Genomic DNA, 22655 nt, shown 5'->3' on the forward strand with positions numbered 1-22655 from the left:
CGGATCACGGGGTGAGCGGCTCGCGCCCCCGTTCCGTCAACAGCCAGCAGTCGCGCCCCTCGAGCACCGCCGGGCGGACCGGTCGGCCATAGCCCGCGCCGCCGTCGAGGTCGATGCGATTGCCGAAATGCCGCGGGTAATCCAGGGCCGTGTGGCCGTGCACCACAAGCCAGGGGTGCGGATCGCGAAAGTCCAGAAACGGATCGCGGATCCAGATCAGGTCTTCGGGATCCTGCTGCGCCAGCGGAACACCGGGTCGGATGCCGGCATGGACGAACAGAAGCGGGCCGCGTTCCAGGTGGCGGGGCAGCTCTGACAGGAACCGGACGTGATCGGCCGGGACCGCGTCGCGGGCCGCGTTCAGAAGAACGTCCAGCGAGGCATCCTCCTCCGCGTCGATGCCATAGGAGGCCAGCGTCGCCAGCCCGCCGAGGCGGCGGTGGGTCCAGGGCACCTTCGACATGATCCGGGGGTGATCGACCGAACCGTCCGCGAGAAACCGCAAGAACAGTTCGTCATGATTGCCCGTCAGGATGTGCCAGCGCCGGCCCTCGACCCGCCCCCGCATGAGCCGTTCGATCACGCCGCGGCTGTCCGGCCCGCGATCGACGAGATCGCCGAGAAAGACGATCTCGGCATCTGACCCGCCGTCGGCCTCGATGAGGCGCAAGGCGCGATCGAGTTCCTGCAGATGGCCGTGAATGTCGGGGATGGCGTAGATCAGGTCGGTCATGGAACCGAGCTAACTCAATGGGACACCGATGAAAAGACATGTCAGACCGCGGGCGTGTCCAGCGGCGCCAGAAGCATGGCGATCTGGTCGCGCAGCCAGCGATGCGCAGGGGTGCGCGTGGCCCGACGGTGCCAGACCAGCGCCAGCGAGGCCTCGGGCACCTCCATTGGCGGCGCATGGATCGAAAGCCCGAGCACCGGGGCGACGCGTCTGGCCAGCTGTTCAGGTATGAGCGCGATCAGGTCGCTTTGCGCCACCGCGCGGCAGACCCCGGAAAAGACCGGTAGGGTCATCACGACGCGGCGCTCCCGCCCCACGCGCGCCAGCGCCTCGTCCCCGATCCCGTGCGACTTGCCTTCAGGAGAAAACAGGATGTGGTGCACATCGCAATACACGTCCAGCGGGATCGCTTCTCCGGGCCGCACATGGGCCGTCTTCAGTTTCGGATGCCCGAGCCGGTCCATGACGACAAAGCGCGATCGGTGAAGCGGTCGGTGATCGATCCAGGGAGGGAACGTCGTGCCAGGTATCATCGCCATGTCCACGTCGTAACGGTCGATCGTATCCAGGTAACGATCGGGCACGAGATCCACGAGGTGAACCTGCATGAAAGGCGCGGCGCGCGACAGGTGGTCGGCCAGCTGCGGCATCAGGAACTCGGCGTAGAAGTCGCTGCCGGAGATACGAAAGACATCCTCTGCGGTCGCCGGGTCGAATGGGGCGGCGCCGGAAAGGAGACTTTCCGTATTTTCCAGCAGATCCCGCAGAGGGTCGCGCAGGGTCAGCGCGTGTCCGGTCGGCACCAACCGCCGCCCCTGCCTGACAAACAAGGGGGCGCCCAGCGCATGACGCAGCCGGCCGAGCGCCGCCGAAACCGCCGGTTGCGACAGTCCGATCTGGCGGCCTGCCGCCGTGGTCGAGCAGGTTTGCAAAAGCGCGTCCAGCACCCGCAGAAGGTTCAAGTCGAAATTTGCAAAATTCTTGAATCAAATTGGTATCATATCATCAATCAATTTCCCAAATGCGTCGCGCCAACACAGACTTGTCGCATGCCGCAATACGGCAATACGCGGAACATGCGGAAGGAGGGACAAGAGATGAGAGGACCAGCACTGGCATTCTTTGCGACAGGGGCGGTCGCGGTCACCATCGGCATGGCGTGGGGGATCGCGATGGCCGCCAGCGGGGACCATTCACTGGCCGGGGCGCATGCGCATCTGAACCTGGTGGGCTAGTGTGACGATGGCGCTGTTCGGTATCCATTACCACCTGAATCCGAAGATGAATGAACGCCTATGGGCACGAATCCACTATGTCGTCGCCCTGGCCGGGCTGGTGATCATGGTGCCCGGCATCGTGCAGTCGATCCGGCAGACCGGTGAGACGCTGGCCAAGCTCGGATCGGTTCTGACGCTTGCATCGATGCTGATGTTCCTGGTGACGGCCGTGCTGGGGGCGCGCGCGGTTTCACGATCGGCTGAAACGAAAACCGCCCCGCGAAAACGGGGCGGCGTCGTTTCATGACCTTCGGCCCGGTTTTCAGGCCACGTCGAATTCCAGCGGCTTGATCTGCCGGAACAGACCCGTTTCGGCCAGCTTGGCGCGGGCCTCGGCCGGGACGGGTTCATCCACGTAGAGCAGCGCAATCGCCTCGCCGCCCGGTTCCTTGCGGCCAAGGGTAAAGTTGGCGATATTCACGCCGTTGGACCCAAGCGTTTCACCCAGCGCGCCGATGATGCCAGGGACGTCCTCGTTCGAGGTATACAGCATGTGCTCGCCAACCTCGGCGTCGATGTTGATGCCCTTGATCTGGATGAAGCGCGGCTTGCCGTCGCTGAACACCGTGCCGGCGATCGAGCGTTCGCGCTTGTCGGTCACCACGGTCACCTTGATATAGGCGTCAAACGCGCCGGACTTGTCCTGGTTGGTGGTGCTGATCTGGATGCCGCGTTCCTTGGCGATGAAAGGGGCCGACACGAGGTTCACGTCGGGGTTGGCCTTTTTCATGATCCCCGCGATCACCGCGCAGTTCAGCGCGTCCAGGTTCATCTGCGCCACCGAGCCGTCATAAAGGATGTTGATCGCCTTGATCGGCTCGTCGGTCATCTGGCCGATGAAGCTGCCCAGGTGATCGGCCAGCTTGACCCACGGCCCCATGACCTTGGCCTCTTCGGCGGTCATCGATGGCATGTTCAGCGCGTTCTCGACCGCGCCCTCCAGCAGATAGTTCGACATCTGCTCGGCCACCTGGATGGCGACGTTTTCCTGCGCCTCGGTGGTCGCTGCGCCCAAATGCGGGGTGCAGACCACGTTGGGCAGGCCGAACAGGACGTTTTCCCTGGCCGGTTCCACGCTGAACACGTCAAAGGCCGCCCCGGCGACATGGCCCGACTTGATGAGATCGGCCAGCGCCTCTTCGTCCACCAGACCGCCGCGGGCGCAGTTGATGATGCGCACGCCCTTTTTGGTCTTTTCCAGTGCCTCGCGGGACAGGATGTTGCGGGTCTGGTCGGTCAGCGGCACATGCAGGGTGATGAAGTCGGCGCGCGCCAGCAGATCGTCGAGCTCGACCTTTTCGATCTGCATCGCCTGGGCCTTTTCCTCGCTGAGGAACGGGTCATAGGCGATCACCTTCATTTTCAGCCCGCGCGCGCGGTCGCAGACGATGGACCCGATGTTGCCGGCGCCGATCACGCCCAGCGTCTTGCCAGTCAGTTCCACGCCCATGAACTTGGACTTTTCCCACTTGCCCGCCTGGGTCGAGGCGTTGGCCTCGGGAATCTGGCGTGCACAGGCGAACATCATGGCGATGGCGTGTTCGGCGGTGGTGATGGTGTTGCCAAAGGGCGTGTTCATCACGATCACACCGCGCTTGGACGCCGCGACCTTGTCGATGTTGTCGGTGCCGATGCCGGCGCGGCCGATCACCTTGAGATTGGTGGCACGGTCCAGGATCTTTTCGGTGACCTTGGTCGCCGAACGGATCGCAAGGCCGTCATACTGGCCGATGATTTCGGCCAGCTTTTCCTTGTCCTTGCCCACGTCGGGCAGATAGTCCACCTCGATCCCGCGGTCCTTGAAGATCTGGACGGCGGTCGGGCTGAGCTTGTCGGATACGAGAACTTTCGGGGCCATGTCAGTTGGTCCTTGTCAATGGCTGTGTCAGTGGCTGTGTTTGATGAGCCAGGCGCGGCGACGGCGCCCGGCGGTCGATGTTCGAGGGTCTTTGCCCCAAATCAGGCGGCCTGTTTCTGCGCTTCGAGCTCGGCCTGATAGGCCCACTCGATCCACGGCATCAGCGCCTCAACATCCGAGGTTTCCACCGTTCCGCCGCACCAGATCCGCAGGCCCGCCGGCGCGTCGCGATAGGCGCCGATGTCGTAGGCCACGCCCAGATCGTCCAGCCGCTTGACCACCGCCTTGGAAAAGGCCGCCGGGTCGGCGATCGCAGGATCTGTGAACTTCAGGCAGACGCTGGTGTTGGATCGGGTGGCCGGATCCTCGGCCAGGTTGTCGATCCAGTCGCGGGTGTCGCAGAAATCCCACACGGCGCGGGCATTGGCGTCGGCGCGGGCGATCAGGCCCTGCAGCCCGCCCACGGACCGCGCCCAGTCCAGCGCGAACAGATAATCCTCGACGCACAGCATCGACGGGGTGTTGATGGTGGCACCGGAAAAAATGCCTTCGATCAGCTTGCCGCCCTTGGTCAGACGGAAGATCTTCGGCAGCGGCCAGGCAGGGGTGTAGCTCTCCAGTCGCTCGACCGCACGCGGGGAAAGGATCAGCATCCCGTGCGCCGCCTCGCCGCCCAGCACCTTCTGCCAGGAGAAGGTGGTCACGTCCAGCTTGTCCCAGGGCAGGTCCATGGCAAAGGCGGCGCTGGTCGCGTCGCAGATGGTCAGCCCTTCGCGGTCGGCCGGGATCCAGTCGCCGTTCGGCACCCGCACGCCGCTGGTGGTGCCGTTCCAGGTGAACACCACGTCATTGGCGAAATCGACCGCGCTCAGGTCGGGCAGTTGGCCATACTCGGCTTCGCGCACCACCGCGTCCAGCTTCAGCTGCTTGACCACGTCCGTCACCCAGCCCTTGCCGAAGCTTTCCCAGGCCAGCATCTCGACCCCGCGCGCGCCCAAGAGCGACCACAGCGCCATTTCCACCGCGCCCGTGTCCGAGGCCGGAACGATCCCGATGCGATAATCGGCGGGGATGCCCAGAACCTCGCGCGTGCCTTCGATCGCGGCTTTCAGCTTGGCCTTGCCGATGGCGGCGCGATGCGACCGGCCCAGCGCGGCGTCGGCCAGCTTGTTCAGTTCGAATGTCGGGGGTTTGGCGCAGGGGCCCGAGGAAAAACGCGGATTGGCCGGCCGCGTCGCCGGTTCTTGCATAGCCATGTTGTTGCTACCCTTCCAGATATGCGCCCCTCGTTGGGGAGGGGTGTCCCACTGACCGCATTACGGGCCGATCCGGGGTTTCGCAAGCGCAAAAATGCCGGTAGAGCGACGTTTGATTCGCCAAATGCGACCTTTGCGACGCCTATCGGAAACCTGCCCATGCATATCGTGACACTTCTGACCAACCCGGAAACGCCCTCGCTCGACCCTTCGCTGGTCGAGAATCTGCGCCGCGCCTGGGGCGGCGGACCGGCGGTGGCGCTGGCGCCAGGCGTGGCGTCCGAGTTTCCGATCCCCGAAGTGCCCGACAACCGCTGGCAGGTCTGGGAGGATCTGCAACCGCTGGGCGTGGACCTTGTCGTGCAACCGGCCGAGGGCCGGCGCAAGAAGATGCTGCTGGCGGACATGGACAGCACCATGATCCGGCAGGAATGCATTGACGAGCTGGCCGACATGGCCGGCGTCGGCGACCGGGTCAAGGAGATTACCGCCCGCGCCATGAATGGCGAGCTGGATTTCGAAAGCGCGCTGACCGAACGGGTCGGGCTGCTGAAGGGCCTGCCCGAATCGGTGATCGACGAGGTTCTGGCCCAGCGCATCACCCTGATGCCCGGAGGGCGCGAGCTGGTGGCGACGATGCGGGCGAACGGGGCCTATGCCGCGCTGGTCTCGGGCGGGTTCACGGCCTTCACCGCGCGGGTGGCGGAACTGCTGGGCTTTGACGAGAACCGCGCCAACACGCTGCTGGTTCGGGACGGCAAGCTTGTTGGCGACGTGCAGCGACCGATCCTCGGGCGCGAGGCCAAGGTGCAGGCACTGGCCGAGATCACCGCGCGGCTGGGCATTTCCGAACGGGATGTGATCGCGGTGGGCGACGGGGCGAACGACCTGGGCATGCTGCACCGCGCGGGCATCGGCGTCGCGCTGCACGCCAAGCCGTCGGTCGCGGCGCAAACGGATATCCGAATCAACCACGGCGACCTGACGGCGCTGCTGTATATCCAGGGCTATCGCCGGGACCAGTTCGCAACCGTCTGAAATCGCGGAAAACCGACGCAAAGACCCGGCCCGGCCCGTTCAAGGGCGTGCTTTCGTGTGCCCCAACGTCATGATTCTGAAAAATTGACAACATACCGGGTAGTATGTTCGCCTTTGCTTCGGAGGAGAATTCATCATCGAACATCGGACGGACGTGACCCAGGCTGCCCCAACAACCAGCGACCTCGCGCCGAACGAGCGGCTGGAGGAGCTGCTCCAAGCGGCCGCGATCTGCTTTGAACAACGCGGCTATGCGGCGACGTCCATCGACGCGGTTGCGCGCTTCATGGGCGCGACCAAGGGACGGGTCTATCACTATTTCCCGTCCAAGCTGGACCTGTTCAACGCGGTGCGCGAACGCGGCATGGAGATCGTGTTCGAGGCCACAGATCCGGGCTATCACGCCGACCTGCCGGCGGTCGATCGGCTGACGCTGATGGCGCTGGGCCATGTGCGGGCAATGCTGCTGCATCATTCTTTCATGCAGGTGCACAAGGAAGGGCTGCAGATGCACCGCTATGGCGCCACCACGCCGGAACAGCGCGAGGCCACGCTGCGCCATATCGAGCGCCGCGACGCCTACGAGGCGCGATTCCGCGAAGTGGTGCGCGAAGGCGCCAAGCAGGGCGCGCTGACGGTGGGCGAACCCTTCGGCATCACCATCCAGTCCTTTCTGAGCGCGCTGCACGGGCCGGTGACATGGTATTTCCCCCGCCCCGACGACACGCCCGAGAAACTGGAATCGCTCGCCCGCGAGGTGGTGCGCTTTGCCATGCAGGGACTGGGACACACGATCACGGCCCGCGACTGGGCCAGGCTGACACAGGAAGAAGAACGGACATGACAGAGATACCCCAAACCATGACCGCCGTGCTGCAAAAGGGCGACGGCTATTCCGGCAAGGCCACGGGGCCACAGATCGACGATGCTGCCGACTGGCTGGAACTGGGCGAGGTGCCGGTTCCACAGCCCGGCCCCGGCCAGGTTCTGGTGAAGATGCGCATGTCCTCGGTCAACCCGTCCGACCAGCATTTCATCAAGGGCGAATACGGCCAGCCCCGCATCAAGGGCGCGCCGGCGGGATTCGAGGGCTGCGGCGACGTGGTGGCCGCCGGCGACGGTGCGGAAAAGCTCGTCGGCCAGCGGGTCGCCTATGTGGTGACCGAACCGACCTCGGGCGCCTGGGCGGAATACGCGGTGACGAATGCGTCGGCCTGCATTCCGCTGCGCCCTGAGATCTCCGACGAGGACGGCGCGGCGCAGATCGTGAACCCGATGACCGCGATGGCGATGGTGGACATCGCCCGGCAGGAGGGCGACGCCTTCATCGTCTCTGCCGCCACCAGCCAGCTGGGCAAGCTGATGTGCGCGCTGGGCCGCGATCTGGGGCTGAAGCCGATTGCCTTTGTCCGGCGCGAGAACGCGGTGGACATCGTACGCAAGGCCGGCGCGGCCGAGGTGCTGGTGACATCCGACCCGGAGGCGCTGAAGAAATTCGCCGCGATCAGCGCCGAGCTGAAGCCGCGCGTGTTCCTTGACGCGGTGTCCGACCAGATGTCGGAGCAGATCTTCACGCTGATGCCCAAGGGCGCGCGCTGGGTGAGCTATGGCAAGCTGAGCCCGGAACTGCCCAAGCTGACCCAGATGGGACAGCTGATCTTCATGAGCAAGCGGATCGAGGGCTTCTGGCTGACCCAATGGATAATGACCACGCCGCCGCAGGATCAGGGCCGCGTGGTGGCCGAGGTGCAGGCGCGATTCGCCGACGGACGCTGGAAAACCGACGTGGCGGCGCATCTGCCGCTGCGTGACGTTGTGTCAGGTCTCGCTTCGGCGCTTCAAAAGCCCGACGGAAAGGTGATGATTACACCGTAACGACAACCCGGCGCCGGGCGGAGGAGGAGCCGCCCGCGCTGGCACCAGACACGCCGGACAACTGGCATGGGGAGGACAAGTTGGATACATTGCAGCTGTTAATCAGCGGCCTTGCGAACGGGTGCGTCTACGGCCTGATCGCGCTGGGCTTCGTGCTGATCTACAAGGCGACCGAGGCGGTGAACTTTGCCCAGGGCGACCTGATGATGCTGGGCGCGTTCATCGCGATCGGCCTGACCAACGCCGAATACATGGGCCTGCCGTTTCTGCCTTCGGTGATCCTGTCGATCGGGATCATGGGCGTGATCGGCTATCTGCTGGACCGGTTCGTGATCCGGCTGATGTTCGGCCAGAGCCAGGTGGCGGTGGTGATACTGACCATCGCGCTGGGATTCGTGATCCGGTTCGTCGCCGGTCTGATCTGGGGGCACGAGCCGCACGCGCTGGAAAACCCGATGGCGGGCGGCGAAGTGCGGTTGGGCGATCTCGTTCTGGGGATGGAGGACGTCGCGGTGATCGTCGTCACCCTCCTGCTGACCTTCGGCCTGTTCGCGTTCTTCGCCCGCACCAAGCTGGGCCTGGCCATGCAGGGCGCCAGCCAGAACCAGCTGGCGGCCTATTACATGGGCATCCCGGTCAAGCGGGTGCAGGGCCTCGTCTGGGCGCTGGCCGGCGCGGTGGCGGCGATTGCCGGCATCCTGTTCGCCGCCAAGGGATCGGTCGATCCCAGCACCGGGCTGCTGGGCATCAAGGCCTTTGCCGCAGCCGTGATCGGCGGGTTCGGGTCGCTGCCCGGCGCGCTGGTCGGCGGGCTGATCGTGGGGGTGATGGAGCCCTTTGCCGCCCGCTACATCGCCGCCGGATACAGTCAGATCGCGCCCTATGCGCTTCTGGTCGCCATGCTGATCTTCCGCCCCTCGGGGATCTTCAGCCAGACCCGCGTCAAGAAGGTGTAGCCCCATGCGGATCGTGTTCAAGACAGACTACATGCAGGACATCCGTCCCTGGAAGGACGGGCACCAGCTGAGCCTTTACCTGATCCTTCTGGCGCTGGTGGTGGTCGCGCCGTGGATCCTGAACGACTTCTATCTGGGCGAGCTGACCAACGTGCTGATCTGGGCCATTGCCGGGCTGGGGCTGATGATCCTGACCGGGCATACCGGACAGGCCAGCCTGGGCCACGCCGCGTTCCTCGCGATGGGCTGCTATGCCAACGTGATCCTGCTGGAACAGGGCGTGCCCTTCGTGCTGGCCTTTCCGCTGGCCGGACTCATCACCGGGATCGTCGGCGCGCTGGTCGCGCTACCGGCGATGCGGCTGCACGGGATCTACCTGGCGATCTTTACCATGGCGCTGTCGATCCTGGTGGACGACATCATCGTGCTGACCGAACCGTGGAGCGGAGGCGTCAGCGGCAAGTATGTCGGGCCGGTCAGCCTGTTCGGCCTCGAGATCGACCGCTGGGGCACGCCCTGGGCGTTCTACTGGCTGGTGCTGGGCGTCACCGTCGCCGTGACGCTGGGCTACATCAACCTGCTGCGCAGCCCGATGGGCCGATCCTTCATCGCCGTGCGCGACTCGGAGGTTTCGGCCCAGGCGATGGGGGTGGACGTGGCCCGGACCAAGACGATGTCCTTCGGGCTCAGCTGCATGGTCACCGGCTGGGCCGGGGCGCTGATGGGCCTTTATGCCACGGTGTTCAACAACGAAACCTTCACGGTGATCATCTCGATCCAGCTGTTGATGATGATCGTGATCGGCGGGCTGGGCTCGATCCACGGCGCCTTTCTGGGCGCGGTCGTGATCGGGTTCCTGCCGCAGTTCCTGTCGATCTCCAAGGAATATGTCGGCATGGTCTTCGGCGGCAGTTCGGTCGCCATTCCGGGGCTCGAGGTCGGCGTGTTCGGCCTGATCCTGATCGCCTTCATCCTGTTCGAACCGATGGGGCTCTATGGCCGCTGGCTGAAGATCCGCACTTGGTTCGAACTGTTCCCCTTCTACCGCAAGGACATGTTCAAGCGGCAGAAATCCTATCTCAAGACGGAGCGCCTGAGATGAGCCTGCTGGAGTTTGAAAACGTCACCCTGAAATTCGGCGGCCTGACGGCGGTGAACGACCTGTCCTTCGAGGTCGAAGAGGGCGAGGTCTTTGCCATCGTCGGCCCGAACGGCGCGGGCAAGTCTACGGTGTTCAACCTGATCTCGCGGTTCTACGACCCTTATGCGGGCCGGATCCGGTTCGACGGGCACGACCTGTTGCAGGTGAAGCCTTCCGGCGTGGCGGCCTATGGCGTGGCGCGCACCTTCCAGAACATCGAACTGTTCGACCACGCCACGGTGCTGGACAACCTGCTGGTGGGCCGCCACCGGCACCGCAGGACCAGCCTGCTGTCCGAACTGTTCTTCACCCCCTCGGTGAAAAAGCAGGAATTGCAGAACCGGCACGTGGTGGAAGAGATCATCGACTTTCTCGACCTGCAGCCCTATCGCGACAAGATGATCGCGGGCCTGCCCTACGGCGTGCGCAAGGTGGTCGAAGTGGCGCGCGCGCTCGCGACCGAACCCAAGCTGCTCTTGCTGGACGAACCGGCCTCGGGCCTGTCGGTGGAGGAGACCACCGACATGCGCTGGTGGATCGACGACATCCGCCGTCAGATGGGAATCACCGTGCTGATGGTTGAACATGACATGGGGTTGGTCAGCGGTGTGTCGGACCGCGTGCTGGCGATGGCCGACGGCGCGAAACTGGCGCTGGGCACGCCGGCCGAGGTGCAGTCCGACCCCGCCGTGATCGAAGCCTATCTGGGGAGGGCGGCATGAGCGACGCGCTTCTGAAAGTTCGAAACATCGAAAGCTTCTACGGCCCCATCATGGCGATCCGCGGCGTCAGTCTGGACGTGCATCAGGGCCAGATCGTGTCGATCCTGGGCGCCAACGGCGCCGGCAAGACCACGCTGATGAAGACGATCAGCGGCGTGATGGATCCCGAAAAGGGCCAGATCATCTTTGCCGATCAGGAAATCCAGGGACAGGAGCCGCACAAGATCGTGCAGGCGGGCATCGTCCACGTCCCCGAAGGGCGCGAGGTGTTCCCGCTGCTGACGGTGGATGAAAACCTCAGCCTCGGCGCCTATACGGATATCGACCGCGCCCGGGTCGAGCGCCACCGCGAGCTGGTGTTCAACTATTTCCCGATCCTCAAGGAGCGCCGCAACCAGGAGGCCGGCACCCTGTCGGGCGGCCAGCAGCAGATGCTGGCGATCGGGCGCGGGCTGATGGGCAACCCCAGGATCATGCTGCTGGACGAACCCAGCCTCGGCCTGTCCCCGCTTCTGGTGCAGGAGATCTTCGGCATCCTCAGGCGGCTGAACGAGGAAGAGGGCGTCACCATGCTGCTGGTGGAACAGAACGCGTCGGCCGCGCTGGAACTGGCGCATCACGGCTATGTGATGGAGGTCGGCCGGATCGTCATGGACGGCTCGGCCGAAGACCTGATGAAGTCCGAGGACATCCAGAACTTCTACCTCGGCGTGCAAGAGCAAGGCGTCCGCGAAACCCGGCGCTGGAAGCGGAAGAAGACGTGGAGGTGAGGGAGATGAACGCACAGACCGGAAACGCCCCTGCGGAAACCGTGCTGATCAACGGCGTGCGTTTCAACGCCGTCCCCGGCCACCGCCCCGTAACGGTGGACGGCGCCGACACGATCGTGGGCCTGTTCAAGCTGCGCTGCGCGGCCCTGGGCGACCGCACCGCGCATCGCGAAAAGGATCTGGGGATCTGGAAATCCTATTCCTGGGCCGATTACTGGAACCATGCCAAATGGATCGGCATGGGCCTGCGCAAGCTGGGCCTGAAGCGCGGCGAGGTCGTTTCGATCCTGTCCGAGGACCGCAAGGAATGGGCCTATTTCGATCTGGGCATCCAGTCGGTCGGCGGCATCGCCTCGGGTGTCTATACGACGGATTCGGCCAGCCAGCTGGCCTATCTGGTCAATGACAGCGACAGCCGGTTCCTGATCGTCGAGAACGAAGAGCAGCTCGACAAGTTTCTGACCGCCGAGGCGGACATGCCGGGACTGGCCGGCGTCATCATCCTCGAAGACGAGGGCCTGCACGATCTCGAACACCCCAAGTGCATGTTTCTGGACCAGCTCTACGAAATCGGGCGCAAGGCGGACGCCGATGAACCGGGCGTATTCGAGGCCGAGATCGACAAGGCCCGCCCCGAGGACGTGGCGCTCTTGATCTACACCTCGGGCACGACCGGGGCACCGAAGGGCGCGATGCTGACCAATGAAAACATCATGGCGGCGATCGAGGCCGGCGCGCACGGGCTGCCCGCCTATGAGACCGACGAACAGCTGTGCTTTCTGCCTCTGTGCCACATCCTCGAACGGGACGTGTCGATCTATTTCCCGCTGGCGGCCAAGGTCACGGTGAACTTTGCCGAAAGCCCCGAAACCGTGTTTGCCAACATGCAGGAGGTCAGCCCGCACACGTTCACCGCGGTGCCGCGAGTGTGGGAAAAGATCTATTCGCAGGTGCTGATCCTAAACCAGGAGGCGACCCCGCTGGGCCGCTGGGCCTTTGCCAAGGCGATTCAGGCGGGTCGGGCGCGCGCCGAGCACATGCTCAAGGGCGAACCGGTCCCCGCGGGCGTCCAGGCGCGCTACAAATTCTGGGACAGGCTGGTGCTGCGCAACCTGCGGCGAATGCTGGGCATGGACCGGATGCGCCGCGGCGGCACCGGGGCGGCGCCGATCTCGCCCGAGCTGCTGAAGTGGTACTGGTCGATCGGCGTGCCGCTGGTCGAAGGCTTCGGCATGACCGAAACCGCCGGCATCGCGACCATCAACACGCCCGAGGTCAACCGCATCGGCACCGTGGGCAAGCCGGTGCCGGGCGTGCAGGTGCGCATCTCGGACGAGGGCGAGATTCAGGTCAAGGGGCTCAACGTCTTCAAGGGCTACTGGCGCAACAACGAAAAGACCGCCGAAACCTTCACCGATGACGGCTGGCTGAAAACCGGCGACGTGGGTCGGATGGACGAGGACGGATTTGTCACCATCACCGGCCGCATCAAGGACATCATCATCACCGCCGGCGGCAAGAACATCACCCCGGCCGAGATCGAAAGCCGGCTGAAGTTCAGTCACTACATCTCGGACGCGGTGATCATCGGCGACCGGCGCAAGTATCTGACCGCGCTCATCATGATCGACCAGGAAAACGTCGAGAAATACGCGCAGGATCACAAGGTGCCGTTTTCCAACTTCGCCTCGCTCTGCGCGGCGAAGGAAGTGCGCGACCTGATCGCGGCCGAGGTCGCGGCGGTCAACAAGGAATTCGCCCGGGTCGAGCAGATCAAGGATTTCCGCTTGATCGACGTGCTGCTTACGCCCGAGGATGAGGAACTGACCGCAACCATGAAACTCAAGCGTTCCTTCGTCGAGAAGAAGTTCCAGAACCTGATCGACGAAATGTACTGAAAACCAGCTTGTTCAAAGGGAGGACAACATGAAGAAACTGTTGAAACGGCTCACGGTGGCCACGGCGCTGACCGCGGCGGCGACACTGGCGCAGGCCGAGGTGCAGGGCGTCACCGACACCGAGATCAGGATCGGTTCGGTCAACGACCTGTCGGGCATCTTCGCGGCGGTGGGCGCGCCGGCGACCAAGGGTGCCAACCTCTATTTCGACAAGGTGAACGCCGCCGGCGGCGTGCACGGGCGCAAGATCACCTTCATCACCGAGGACCACAGCTATCAGATGCCCAAGGCGATGCAGGGCTTCAACAAGCTTTTGAACCGCGACAAGGTGTTCATGTTCATGCAGAACCTCGGCACGCCGATGAACATCGCCGGGTTCAAGCTGATGGACCCCAAGGGCATCCCGAACGTCGCGCCGCTGTCGGCCGCGCGGCAGATGCTGCAAGAGCCGATGCACAACAAGTTCACCTCGTTCGCGTCCTACTATGACATGGCGCGGGTCGGCACCAAGTATCTGGCCAACGAATTCGGCGGCAAGGAAGCCTGCACCATGTATCTGCCGACCGATTTCGGCAAGGAGGTCCTCGAAGGCACCAAGGCCGGTGCCGAAGAAGCCGGCATCACATTCGCCGCCGAAACCACGCACAAGCCGGACGAATCCGATTTCGTCGGCTCCCTGTCCAAGCTGAAGGATGCCGGCTGCGACATCGTCAGCCTTGCCGTCGGCGTGCGTCAGGCCATCACCATCGTCGGCACCGCCAAGAAGATGGGTCTGAACGACATGAAGTTCCTGGGCACCTCGGCCAGCTTCCTGACCGTGGTCGCCAAGGTGCCGGGCGGCGTGACCGAAGGCTTCTATGCCGCCGCCAGCTGGCAGGATCTCTGGGCCCGCGCGGATGAGCCCGCGCCCAAGGCCTTCATCGCCGAATACAAGGCCGCCTATGGCGAGGATCCGGTGGGCTTTTCGATGCTGGGCTATGCCGCGGCCTCGATGGTCGTGAAGGCGCTTGAGGCCGCCGGACCCGACCTGACCCAGGAAAGCTTCATCAAGGCGATGGAGACGCTGGACTATACCGACGATCTGGTCGGCAACCACATCGACTATGGCCCGAACGATCACCAGGGCGCGGACAAGGTCTATGTCCAGGTGGTCGAGAACGGCAACTGGAAGAAGCTCTACGAAGAGTGATGCGTTTCGCGCGTCCGGGTCGAAACCCCGGGCGCGCGTGATCCCCGACCTGTGGCGCGGCGACCCCGCGCCACCTTTTTCCCCGCCGGCCCCTTTCCCTGACAGAGACTTTCCATGGAAACGCGCAATATCCTTGTCGCACAGGACGACATTACCCAAACCTCGCTTCAGACTCTGCCGGTGTCCGCGCTCGAGGACGGGCATGTCCGGCTCAAGCTGGAAAGCTTTGCCCTGACCACCAACAATGTGACCTACGCCGCCACCGGTTTCGTCATCGGCTATTGGAAGTTTTTCCCCTCGGGCGTCGAGGGCCAGGGCATTGCCCCCGTCTGGGGCGTGGCCGAGGTGGTGGAAAGCCGCTCCGACATGCTGGCCGCCGGCACACGGCTCTATGGCTTCTACCCGATGGGCGAAGAGCTGGTGATCACCCCGCAACCGGATTCGCCCGGCGTCTGGCTGGATACCGCCCCCCACCGCGCCGAGCTGCCGGCCGTTTACAACCGTTACACCGAAGTGCGCAAGGGCACGCCCGAACAGGATCATTTGCGCGCCCTGCTGCAACCGCTGCTGGCGACGTCCTACCTGCTGTTCGACTGGCTGATGGACAATGACCGGTTCGGCGCGGACCAGATCATCGTGGGTTCGGCCTCGTCCAAGACGGGGCTGGGGCTGTGCAAGTTCTTGGCCGAGCCCCAAAACCGCTCGTATCGCATCATCGGCCTGACCTCCGAGGCCAACCGCGCCTTTGTCGAGGGCCTGGGCGCCTGCGACAGGGTCGTGACCTATGACGACATCGAAAGCATCGACAACGTGCCCTCGGTCTATGTGGACATGGCCGGGAATGCGGAGGTGAAATACCGGCTGCACCACCACCTGGGCGACAACATGCGCCATTCGGCGGCCGTGGGCACCTCGCACTGGGACAAGTTCGCGCCGCAGAAGGACCTGCCGGGCGCCAAACCGCAGTTCTTTTTCGCCCCCGCCCAGATTGCCAAGCGGCGCGAGGAATGGGGGCCGGGCGTGATCGAGAAACAGATCACCGCCGCGTGGAAACGCATCGCCGCCGATGCGGGCGACTGGCTGACCGTGCGCACCCATTCCGGCATCGCCTCGGCCCCGCCGGTGTGGGAGGCGCTGGCCAAGGGGCAGGCCGACCCGCGCGATGGCCATGTGATCGTGCTGAAGGAGGCCACGGCATGACCCTGCACACCCATCACCGCACCTGCAATATCTGCGAGGCGATGTGCGGCCTTGTCATCGCCCATGACGGGCGCGATGTGATCTCGGTGAAGCCGGACCCCGACGACCCGCTGTCGCGCGGCCATATCTGTCCCAAGGCGGTCGCGCTTCAGGATTTCCGCACCGATCCCGACCGGATCACCGCGCCGCTGTTGAAAGTGAACGGCGAGTTTCGCGCGATCGGCTGGGACGAGGCACTGGACCTCGCCGCAGAGAGGCTCCGCGCGGTGCAGGCGGCGCACGGGACAGACGCGGTGGGGGTCTATCTGGGCAACCCCAACGCGCACAAGTTCGGCAACCTTCTGAACCTGCCGGGCCTCGTCAAGGCGCTGGGCACGTCGAACCGCTATTCCTCGGCCACCGCCGACCAGATCCCGCATCACGTCGCCAGCATCCACATGCTGGGCCACCCGATGCTGATGCCGATCCCCGACATCGACCGCACCGATTTCATGGTGATCGTGGGCGGCAACCCGCTGGTGTCGAACGGCTCGATGATGACCGCGCCGGGCTTTGGCCGTCGCATCGACGAGTTGAAGGCGCGCGGCGGGCGCGTGGTGGTGATCGACCCGCGCCGCACCGAGACCGCCGAACGCGCCGGTGAACACCTGTTCATCCGGCCCGAAACGGATGCCTTCCTGCTGCTGGCGATGATTCGGCAGGTGTTCGAAGACGACGCCGTGACCCTGCGCCACCTTGCCCCGCTGGTGGACGGGGTGGAGGCCCTGCGCGAGGCCGTGCGGCCCTTTACCCCCGAACTGGCCGCAAGCCGCACGGGCATCTCCGCAGAGGCAATCGTGGCATTGGCCCGTGACCTTGCGCAGGCCGACCGCGCGGTGGTCTATTCGCGCATGGGCGCCTCGACGCAGAGCTTCGGTTCGCTCTGCCTTTGGGCGACCTATGCGCTGAACATCCTGACCGGCAATTTCGACCGCGAAGGCGGGGCGATGTTCACCACGCCGGCGCTGGATTATGTCGGCATGACCAGCCGCAAGGGCAAGACGCGCAGCTACCCCGAGAAACGCTCGCGCGTCTCCGGCCAGCCTCTCTATAACGGCGAGTTTCCCGTCTCGGTCATGGCCGAGGAAATGGAAACCCCCGGCCCCGGCCAGATCCGGGCGCTGGTTACGGTGGCGGGCAACCCGGTGCTGACCGCGCCCAACGGGCGGCGGATCGAACGGGCGCTGGAAGGGCTCGACTTCATTATGTCGATCGACATCCACGTCAACGACACCACGCGGCATGCCGACCTGATCCTGCCGGGCACCGTGGCGCTGGAAGAATCCGTCTATGACATGGTGTTCCACGGCTTTGCGGTGCGTAACACCGCCGCCTATGCCCGGCCGATCTTCGACCCGCCGAACGGCAACCCGCAGGAATGGGAGGTGATCGCCCGCCTGACCGCGCGGCTGACCGGCGCGAACCGGATCGGCCCGTCGCCCGAAGAGATGCTCGCCGGGCTGCTGGCCGCCGGGCCGCACGCTGACAAGGTGACGGTCGAGAGGTTGCTGGAGGCCGGCGGCGCGGTCGATCTGGGGCCGTTGGTTCCCAACCTGGCCGAACGGCTCGAGACGCCCGACGGGCGGTTGCATGTCGCCCCGCAGGTGTTTCTGGACGACCTGCCGCGGCTGCTGGCGTTCCGCCCGTCGGACGCGCCCTTTATCATGATCGGGCGGCGGCAGGTGCGCAGCCACAACAGCTGGACCCAGAACAGCACGCGTCTGGTCAAGGGCCGCAACCGCTGCACGGTCCAGATAAACCCGGCCGATGCCGCGCGGCTGGGGGTTTCGGATGATGCGCCGGTGCGGGTCAGGTCGCGGGCGGGCAGCGTCACCATGCCAGCCGAGATCACCGACGCGATGGCGCCCGGTGTCGTGTCGATCCCCCAAGGCTGGGGCCAGAGGCACGGGCGGCTGTCGGCGGCGACGCAAAACGCCACCGTTTCGATCAACGACCTGACCGACGACGCGCGGATCGACCCGGTCAGCGGCAACGCGGCCTTCAACGGCGTGCCGGTAGAGATCGCACCCGTCTGAGGCGCGCCTCCGACCGCCCATGCCTCGGCCCCGGAAGAAGCGCCCGCAACAGCGTCAGCGCCGGATAGCCGGGCGGCCCTTGCCCTTGGCCACTTGAAGCCGAAGCGGCTCGATCCGCGACCGGTCATCACCGCCTCGGTCCCGTCAAGGGCGTGACTCGCAGGGTGATCTTCAAGTTCGGGACCAGCGAAACGGGCGGGCCGGAAGATGAATTCCTTCCGGATGGCCCTACGTTATGCCGCTTTCAACACAACCGGAATCCGTGGCTTTCGCCGAGGCCTGCCCGGAGTATTTTCGGGCAAGATGAAGGGGCGGCAGTTCGGAGCCAGTTTCCAGTTTCGTGGAAGGCCCCGAACCGGCGCGGAGGCGGCGATCTTCCGGACCCTTGCCTCAGCGGCCCTTCCAGACCGGGTCGCGTTTCTCGGCGAAAGCGCGGGCGCCTTCGATCTGGTCTTCGGATGAATAGAGGATGTCCACGGTTCGCAACTGCCGTTTGGTGATCCGGTTCATCGCGTCCTGGAACTTGCTGTCCTCGGCGTCGCGGACGATTTCCTTGATCGCGGCATAGACCAGCGGCGGGCCACTGGCGAGCAGCCGGGCCATGTTCCATGCCTCCTCCATCAGGGCGCCGGCCGGCACGATCCGATTCACCAGGCCCCAGCGATGCGCCTCTTCGGCATCGAACCAGCGCCCCGTCAGCAGAAGCTCCATTGCGATGTAATAGGGGATGCGCTTGGGCAGCTTGACGCTGGCCGCATCCGCCACGGTGCCCGACCGGATCTCGGGCAGGGCGAAGGTGGCATGATCGGCGGCCAGGATGATGTCGGCCGACAGCGCCAGTTCCAGCCCGCCGCCACAGGCGATGCCGTTGACGGCCGCGATCACCGGCTTGTTCATGTCGCGCAACTCCTGCAGGCCGCCGAACCCGCCGACGCCATAGTCGCCATCCACCGGATCGCCGTCGGCCGCGGCCTTGAGATCCCAGCCGGGGCAAAAGAATTTCTCGCCGCCGCCGGTCAGGATCGCCACGCGCAGGTCGGGATCGTCGCGGAAATCGCGGAACACCTCGCCCATGATCCGGCTGGTGGCCAGGTCGATCGCGTTGGCCTTGGGCCGGTTGAGCGTGACTTCGAGAATGGCGCCCTCGCGCCGGGTCTTCACTGGGGTCATGTTCTGGCCTCTCCTTTCCGGGCCCGTCGGATCAGGGCATCCACCGCCACGGCCCCGTCGGGCAGGCAGATCAGCGGATTGATTTCAACTTCGCCAACCGCATCGGCATTGGCAACGACATAGTTCTGCACGGCATCCACGGCGTCGCAGATCGCATCGAGATCCGCGGCAGGCTTTCCGCGAAACCCTTGCAGGACCGGCGCGTATCGCAGCCGTATCAGCGCCGCCCGCACCGCGCTGCGGCCCGATGGCACCAGCAGGGACACCGTATCCCGCAACACCTCGGTCAGCACGCCGCCTGCGCCAAGCGTCAGAACGAAGCCATGTGCCGGATCGCGGGTCACGCCGATCAGCAATTCGGCCACGCCGCCGCTGACCAATTCCTCGATCAGCACCTGTGGGGTGCCGATCCCACGCGCGACCCTGCCGACATCCGCAGCGTCTATACCCAGCCGCACCGCGCCGTGGTCCGACTTGTGCGCCAGCCCCACGCCCTTGACCGCGAACGGACCTTTCAGGCCGACCGTGGCCGACCCGGCGGCCTCCGCCTCGACGATCGCGTGGCGCGGAATGCGCAGACCATGCACGGCCAGCGCCGCTTTCGCCTCGACCTCGGTGAGGGTCTCGGTCGCGGCACCCGTGCCCGGAAGCAGCGCCGGCCGGGTCTCGGGCACCGGCACTCTGGCCGCCGCCTCGATGGCGGACAGGGCTTCGTGCAGACCGGCCAGCGGCACCACGCCGCCGGACAACAGCCGTTCCGCGACCTCCTCGGGCATCAGTTCCGGCAGGCTCGACACGACCGCAAATGGCGCCCCGGTTTCCGCGCGAACCCGCAGCGCCGCGCCGGTTGCACAGTCCCAGTCGGTCCGATCGGTGTGCGGATAATCCACGACGGACAGCGTCAGCCCGATTCCATCGCCGGTCATAGCCCGCCAAGCCCGTGCCATGGCAGCTTCATCGCGCCAGACATAGGTGTGGTAGTCCAGCGGATTGGCCAGCGCCACCATCGGCCCCAGCGCCGCCCGCAACTCGTCGCGTTGCCGTTCCGTCACCGGCGGGAACACGAGATCCCGCCCCACCGCCATGTCTGAGACCAGGCTTGCCTCGCCCCCCGAGCAGCTGATCGAGGCCACCCGGTTGGAGGCCAGCCGTCCTTCGCAATGCAAGAGCTTCAGCGTCTCCAGGAACTCGGGCAAGCCGTGCAGCCGAGTGATGCCCAGCCGGTCCAGAAAGGCCTGCGCCCCGGCGTCGCTGCCAGCGAGCGATGCGGTATGCGATACGGTGGCCGCTTGCGCCTGCTCGGATCGGCCGATCTTCAGCGCCACCAGCGGCACGCCGCGCCGGGCCGCCTTTGCGGCAAGCGACTCCCAGCGGCGGAGATTCCCGAACCCTTCGACATGCAGCCCGATCGCGGTCACGCGGTCGTCGTCGAGAAGGCTCTCCGCGATTTCCGCCTGGCTGGTCTGCGCCATGTTCCCGCAGGTGATCATGTAGGCGATGGGCAGGGCGCGGCGCTGCATGGTCAGGTTGATTGCGATGTTGGAGGATTGAGTCACGATCGCCACGCCGCGCGTCACCGGTTTCATCCCGTGCTGGTCGGGCCAGACGGCCACCCGATCCAGCGCATTGACGAACCCATAGCAATTGGGACCGAGAATGGGCATTTCGCCGGCCGCCTCGACCAGCCGCGCTTGCAGATCCGGTCCGCACCCATCCTCGGCGGTGGCTTCGGTAAACCCTGACGCAAAGCAAACCGCCCCGCCGGCACCCAAGCCGCGCAAGGCTGCGACAGCCTCGACCGTTGCGTGACGATTGATGCCGACGAAGGCCACGTCAACTGGATCCCGACAGTCCTCCACACGCCGAACCGCGTTCAGGCCGGCCACGTCGTCGCGCGATGGATGGACAGGGAGAATGGCACCCTCATAGCCGATGCGTCGTGCGGCTCCGATGATCGCTTCGCACCATGCGCCACCGCCGATGACGACCATGGAACGGGGATGGAGCAAGCGGGAAAGGTCGCGTTTCATGTTCTGCTCGTTGTGCTTGTGTCAAGCTCCGATGCCTCCGGCGGGGATATTTGAAGCAAGAGGAAGAAAGGGTTTGTTAACCGGAATCGGTCATCCTGTTTCCACGGTACAGGCGGGGACGCCGATGACCGTGCAAGGGGAAGAGGGTTGCTTCTTTCCAAAGGGGGGATGTGGTGCGCATCTCCCCTTTTCCTCTTGCTGAAAATATCCCGGGGGAGCGCGAGGGGGCAGCGCCCCCTCGCCCCGGTCGGATGGGCGCAGCCCATTCGAAACACCGGTCAGGCTCCCAGCGGCCGCAGCAGGTCGCGGCTGATGATATGGCGCTGGATCTCGGACGTGCCTTCCCAGATCCGCTCCACCCGCGCATCGCGCCAGATCCGCTCCAGCGGCAATTCGTCCATCAGTCCCATGCCGCCATGGATCTGGATCGCCTCGTCGGCCACATGCGCCAGAACCTCGGTCGCCTTCAGCTTGGCCATGGACATGTCGGCCTCAGTCACCGTGCCCCGGTCGAATTTCCATCCCGCCTCCCAGGTCAGCAGGCCGGCTGCCTTCATCTCCATCGCCATGTCGGCCAGCTTGAAGGAAACACCTTGAAACTTTCCGATCTGTTGCCCGAATTGCCGCCGCTCGGCGGCATAGGCCAACGCATGATCGAACGCCCGTTCGGCCCGACCGAGACACGTCGCCGCCACCTGCAACCGTGTGGCACCCAGCCACTGGTTCGCAACGTCAAAGCCCTTGTGCACCTCGCCCAGAACCTGAGAATCCGGCAATCGGCAATTGTCGAACTCCAGAACTGAGTTGGTATAGCCGCGGTGGCTGACATTCCGGTAGCCCTCGCGCACCGAAAAGCCCGGCGTGCCCTTATCCACGAAGAAGGCGGTGATGAGCTTCTTTTTGCCGCGCGGCGTGTCCTCCTCGCCGGTGGCCATGAACACGATGGCAAACCCGGCGATGTCGGCATGGCTGATGAAATGCTTGGTGCCGTTCAAGACCCAGTCGCCGCCATCGCGCTTCGCCGTCGCCTGCATCCCGCGCAGATCCGACCCCGCGCCCGGTTCGGTCATCGCAAGGCAATCCCACGTCTCGCCCCGGATGCAGGGATAGAGATACTTCTCCTTCTGCTCGTCCGTCCCGGCCAGAAGGATGTTCGAGGGCCGCGCCACCCCGGTCCAGTGCAGCGCATAGTTCGCGCGGCCCAGTCCCTTCTCGTAAAGCAACCATGTCAGCGTATCGAGGCCCGCGCCGCCCACCTCTTCGGGCATGTTGGCCGCATAGAGCCCCGCCTCCATGGCCTTGCGCTGGATGTCACGAATCACATCCATGTCCAGACGCCCGGTCCGCTCCACTTCCGCCTCGTAGGGATAAAGTTCCCGTTCCACAAAGGCGCGCGTGGTCGCGACGATCATCTCCTGTTCTTCGGTCAGGGCGAAGTCCATTTCCTGCTCCTTGAAGGATGTTCCG

The 22655-nt window shown here is 65.0% G+C and carries 20 protein-coding genes; 13 read left to right on the top strand and 7 right to left on the bottom strand.

Features of this window, described 5'->3' with window-relative positions; translation table 11 throughout:
* Nucleotides 1-4 precede the first annotated feature (4 nt).
* Nucleotides 5-733, bottom strand: a complete 729-nt coding sequence (locus C4S70_RS08815) for a metallophosphoesterase (protein ID WP_104007752.1) — start codon at nucleotides 731-733, stop codon at nucleotides 5-7.
* A 41-nt stretch (nucleotides 734-774) separates the two neighbouring features.
* The gene (locus C4S70_RS08820; protein ID WP_104007753.1) at nucleotides 775-1695 is read right to left on the bottom strand and encodes a LysR family transcriptional regulator; all 921 of its coding nucleotides are present in this window, start codon (nucleotides 1693-1695) and stop codon (nucleotides 775-777) included.
* 135 nt (nucleotides 1696-1830) lie between these two features.
* Here C4S70_RS08820 and C4S70_RS19065 point away from each other — a divergent pair, with 135 nt between their 5' ends.
* Both C4S70_RS19065 and C4S70_RS08825 read left to right on the top strand, forming a co-directional pair.
* Nucleotides 1831-1968: a hypothetical protein gene (locus C4S70_RS19065; RefSeq protein ID WP_235003768.1), complete on the top strand. Its 138-nt coding sequence runs from the start codon at nucleotides 1831-1833 to the stop codon at nucleotides 1966-1968.
* A 1-nt stretch (nucleotide 1969) separates the two neighbouring features.
* The gene (locus C4S70_RS08825; protein ID WP_235003769.1) at nucleotides 1970-2257 is read left to right on the top strand and encodes a hypothetical protein; all 288 of its coding nucleotides are present in this window, start codon (nucleotides 1970-1972) and stop codon (nucleotides 2255-2257) included.
* A 15-nt stretch (nucleotides 2258-2272) separates the two neighbouring features.
* Here the strand turns inward: C4S70_RS08825 and serA are convergent, their stop codons facing one another.
* Nucleotides 2273-3868, bottom strand: a complete 1596-nt coding sequence (serA, locus tag C4S70_RS08830; protein WP_104007754.1) for a phosphoglycerate dehydrogenase — start codon at nucleotides 3866-3868, stop codon at nucleotides 2273-2275.
* Nucleotides 3869-3969: 101 nt separating this feature from the next.
* Nucleotides 3970-5124 carry a phosphoserine transaminase gene (locus C4S70_RS08835; RefSeq protein ID WP_104007755.1) on the bottom strand — a complete coding sequence of 385 codons (1155 nt, stop codon included), beginning with the start codon at nucleotides 5122-5124 and terminating at the stop codon, nucleotides 3970-3972.
* Between the two features lie 159 nt (nucleotides 5125-5283).
* Between C4S70_RS08835 and serB the strand changes: the two genes are divergently transcribed.
* The 11 genes from serB (at nucleotide 5284) to C4S70_RS08890 (ending at nucleotide 17988) form a co-directional block, all read left to right on the top strand.
* The gene (serB, locus tag C4S70_RS08840) at nucleotides 5284-6162 is read left to right on the top strand and encodes a phosphoserine phosphatase SerB (RefSeq protein WP_104007756.1); all 879 of its coding nucleotides are present in this window, start codon (nucleotides 5284-5286) and stop codon (nucleotides 6160-6162) included.
* 154 nt (nucleotides 6163-6316) lie between these two features.
* Nucleotides 6317-7006 (top strand): TetR/AcrR family transcriptional regulator, encoded by a 690-nt coding sequence (locus C4S70_RS08845; RefSeq protein ID WP_160114859.1) that lies wholly within the window; start codon nucleotides 6317-6319, stop codon nucleotides 7004-7006.
* Nucleotides 7003-8037 (top strand): alcohol dehydrogenase catalytic domain-containing protein, encoded by a 1035-nt coding sequence (locus C4S70_RS08850; RefSeq protein ID WP_104007758.1) that lies wholly within the window; start codon nucleotides 7003-7005, stop codon nucleotides 8035-8037. The genes C4S70_RS08845 and C4S70_RS08850 overlap by 4 nt, the downstream gene beginning before the upstream one ends.
* An 80-nt stretch (nucleotides 8038-8117) precedes the next feature.
* A complete protein-coding gene (locus tag C4S70_RS08855; protein ID WP_104007759.1) occupies nucleotides 8118-8993 on the top strand; it encodes a branched-chain amino acid ABC transporter permease in 876 nt (291 codons plus the stop codon).
* 4 nt (nucleotides 8994-8997) lie between these two features.
* Nucleotides 8998-10095, top strand: a complete 1098-nt coding sequence (locus C4S70_RS08860; RefSeq protein WP_104007760.1) for a branched-chain amino acid ABC transporter permease — start codon at nucleotides 8998-9000, stop codon at nucleotides 10093-10095.
* On the top strand, nucleotides 10092-10856 hold the full coding sequence (locus C4S70_RS08865; protein WP_104007761.1) for an ABC transporter ATP-binding protein: 765 nt from the start codon (nucleotides 10092-10094) through the stop codon (nucleotides 10854-10856). Before C4S70_RS08860 ends, C4S70_RS08865 begins: the two co-directional genes overlap by 4 nt.
* Entirely contained in the window at nucleotides 10853-11626 is a 774-nt protein-coding gene (locus C4S70_RS08870; protein ID WP_104007762.1) for an ABC transporter ATP-binding protein, read from the top strand. Before C4S70_RS08865 ends, C4S70_RS08870 begins: the two co-directional genes overlap by 4 nt.
* A gap of 5 nt (nucleotides 11627-11631) precedes the next feature.
* Nucleotides 11632-13524, top strand: a complete 1893-nt coding sequence (locus tag C4S70_RS08875) for an AMP-dependent synthetase/ligase (protein ID WP_104007891.1) — start codon at nucleotides 11632-11634, stop codon at nucleotides 13522-13524.
* A gap of 28 nt (nucleotides 13525-13552) precedes the next feature.
* Nucleotides 13553-14713, top strand: a complete 1161-nt coding sequence (locus C4S70_RS08880) for an ABC transporter substrate-binding protein (RefSeq protein WP_104007763.1) — start codon at nucleotides 13553-13555, stop codon at nucleotides 14711-14713.
* 114 nt (nucleotides 14714-14827) lie between these two features.
* Entirely contained in the window at nucleotides 14828-15913 is a 1086-nt protein-coding gene (locus tag C4S70_RS08885; RefSeq protein WP_104007764.1) for a DUF2855 family protein, read from the top strand.
* Nucleotides 15910-17988: a molybdopterin oxidoreductase family protein gene (locus tag C4S70_RS08890; RefSeq protein ID WP_104007765.1), complete on the top strand. Its 2079-nt coding sequence runs from the start codon at nucleotides 15910-15912 to the stop codon at nucleotides 17986-17988. The genes C4S70_RS08885 and C4S70_RS08890 overlap by 4 nt, the downstream gene beginning before the upstream one ends.
* Nucleotides 17989-18378: 390 nt before the next feature.
* Here the strand turns inward: C4S70_RS08890 and C4S70_RS08895 are convergent, their stop codons facing one another.
* The 3 genes from C4S70_RS08895 to C4S70_RS08905 all read right to left on the bottom strand — a co-directional run bounded on the left by C4S70_RS08895 (nucleotide 18379) and on the right by C4S70_RS08905 (nucleotide 22630).
* Nucleotides 18379-19158 (bottom strand): carnitinyl-CoA dehydratase, encoded by a 780-nt coding sequence (locus tag C4S70_RS08895; RefSeq protein WP_104007766.1) that lies wholly within the window; start codon nucleotides 19156-19158, stop codon nucleotides 18379-18381.
* Nucleotides 19155-21188 carry an acetate--CoA ligase family protein gene (locus C4S70_RS08900; RefSeq protein WP_104007767.1) on the bottom strand — a complete coding sequence of 678 codons (2034 nt, stop codon included), beginning with the start codon at nucleotides 21186-21188 and terminating at the stop codon, nucleotides 19155-19157. Before C4S70_RS08900 ends, C4S70_RS08895 begins: the two co-directional genes overlap by 4 nt.
* 278 nt (nucleotides 21189-21466) lie before the next feature.
* A complete protein-coding gene (locus C4S70_RS08905; RefSeq protein ID WP_104007768.1) occupies nucleotides 21467-22630 on the bottom strand; it encodes an acyl-CoA dehydrogenase family protein in 1164 nt (387 codons plus the stop codon).
* Nucleotides 22631-22655 lie beyond the last annotated feature (25 nt).

The sequence above is a fragment of the Jhaorihella thermophila genome, from assembly GCF_900108275.1.
Lineage (GTDB): Bacteria > Pseudomonadota > Alphaproteobacteria > Rhodobacterales > Rhodobacteraceae > Jhaorihella > Jhaorihella thermophila.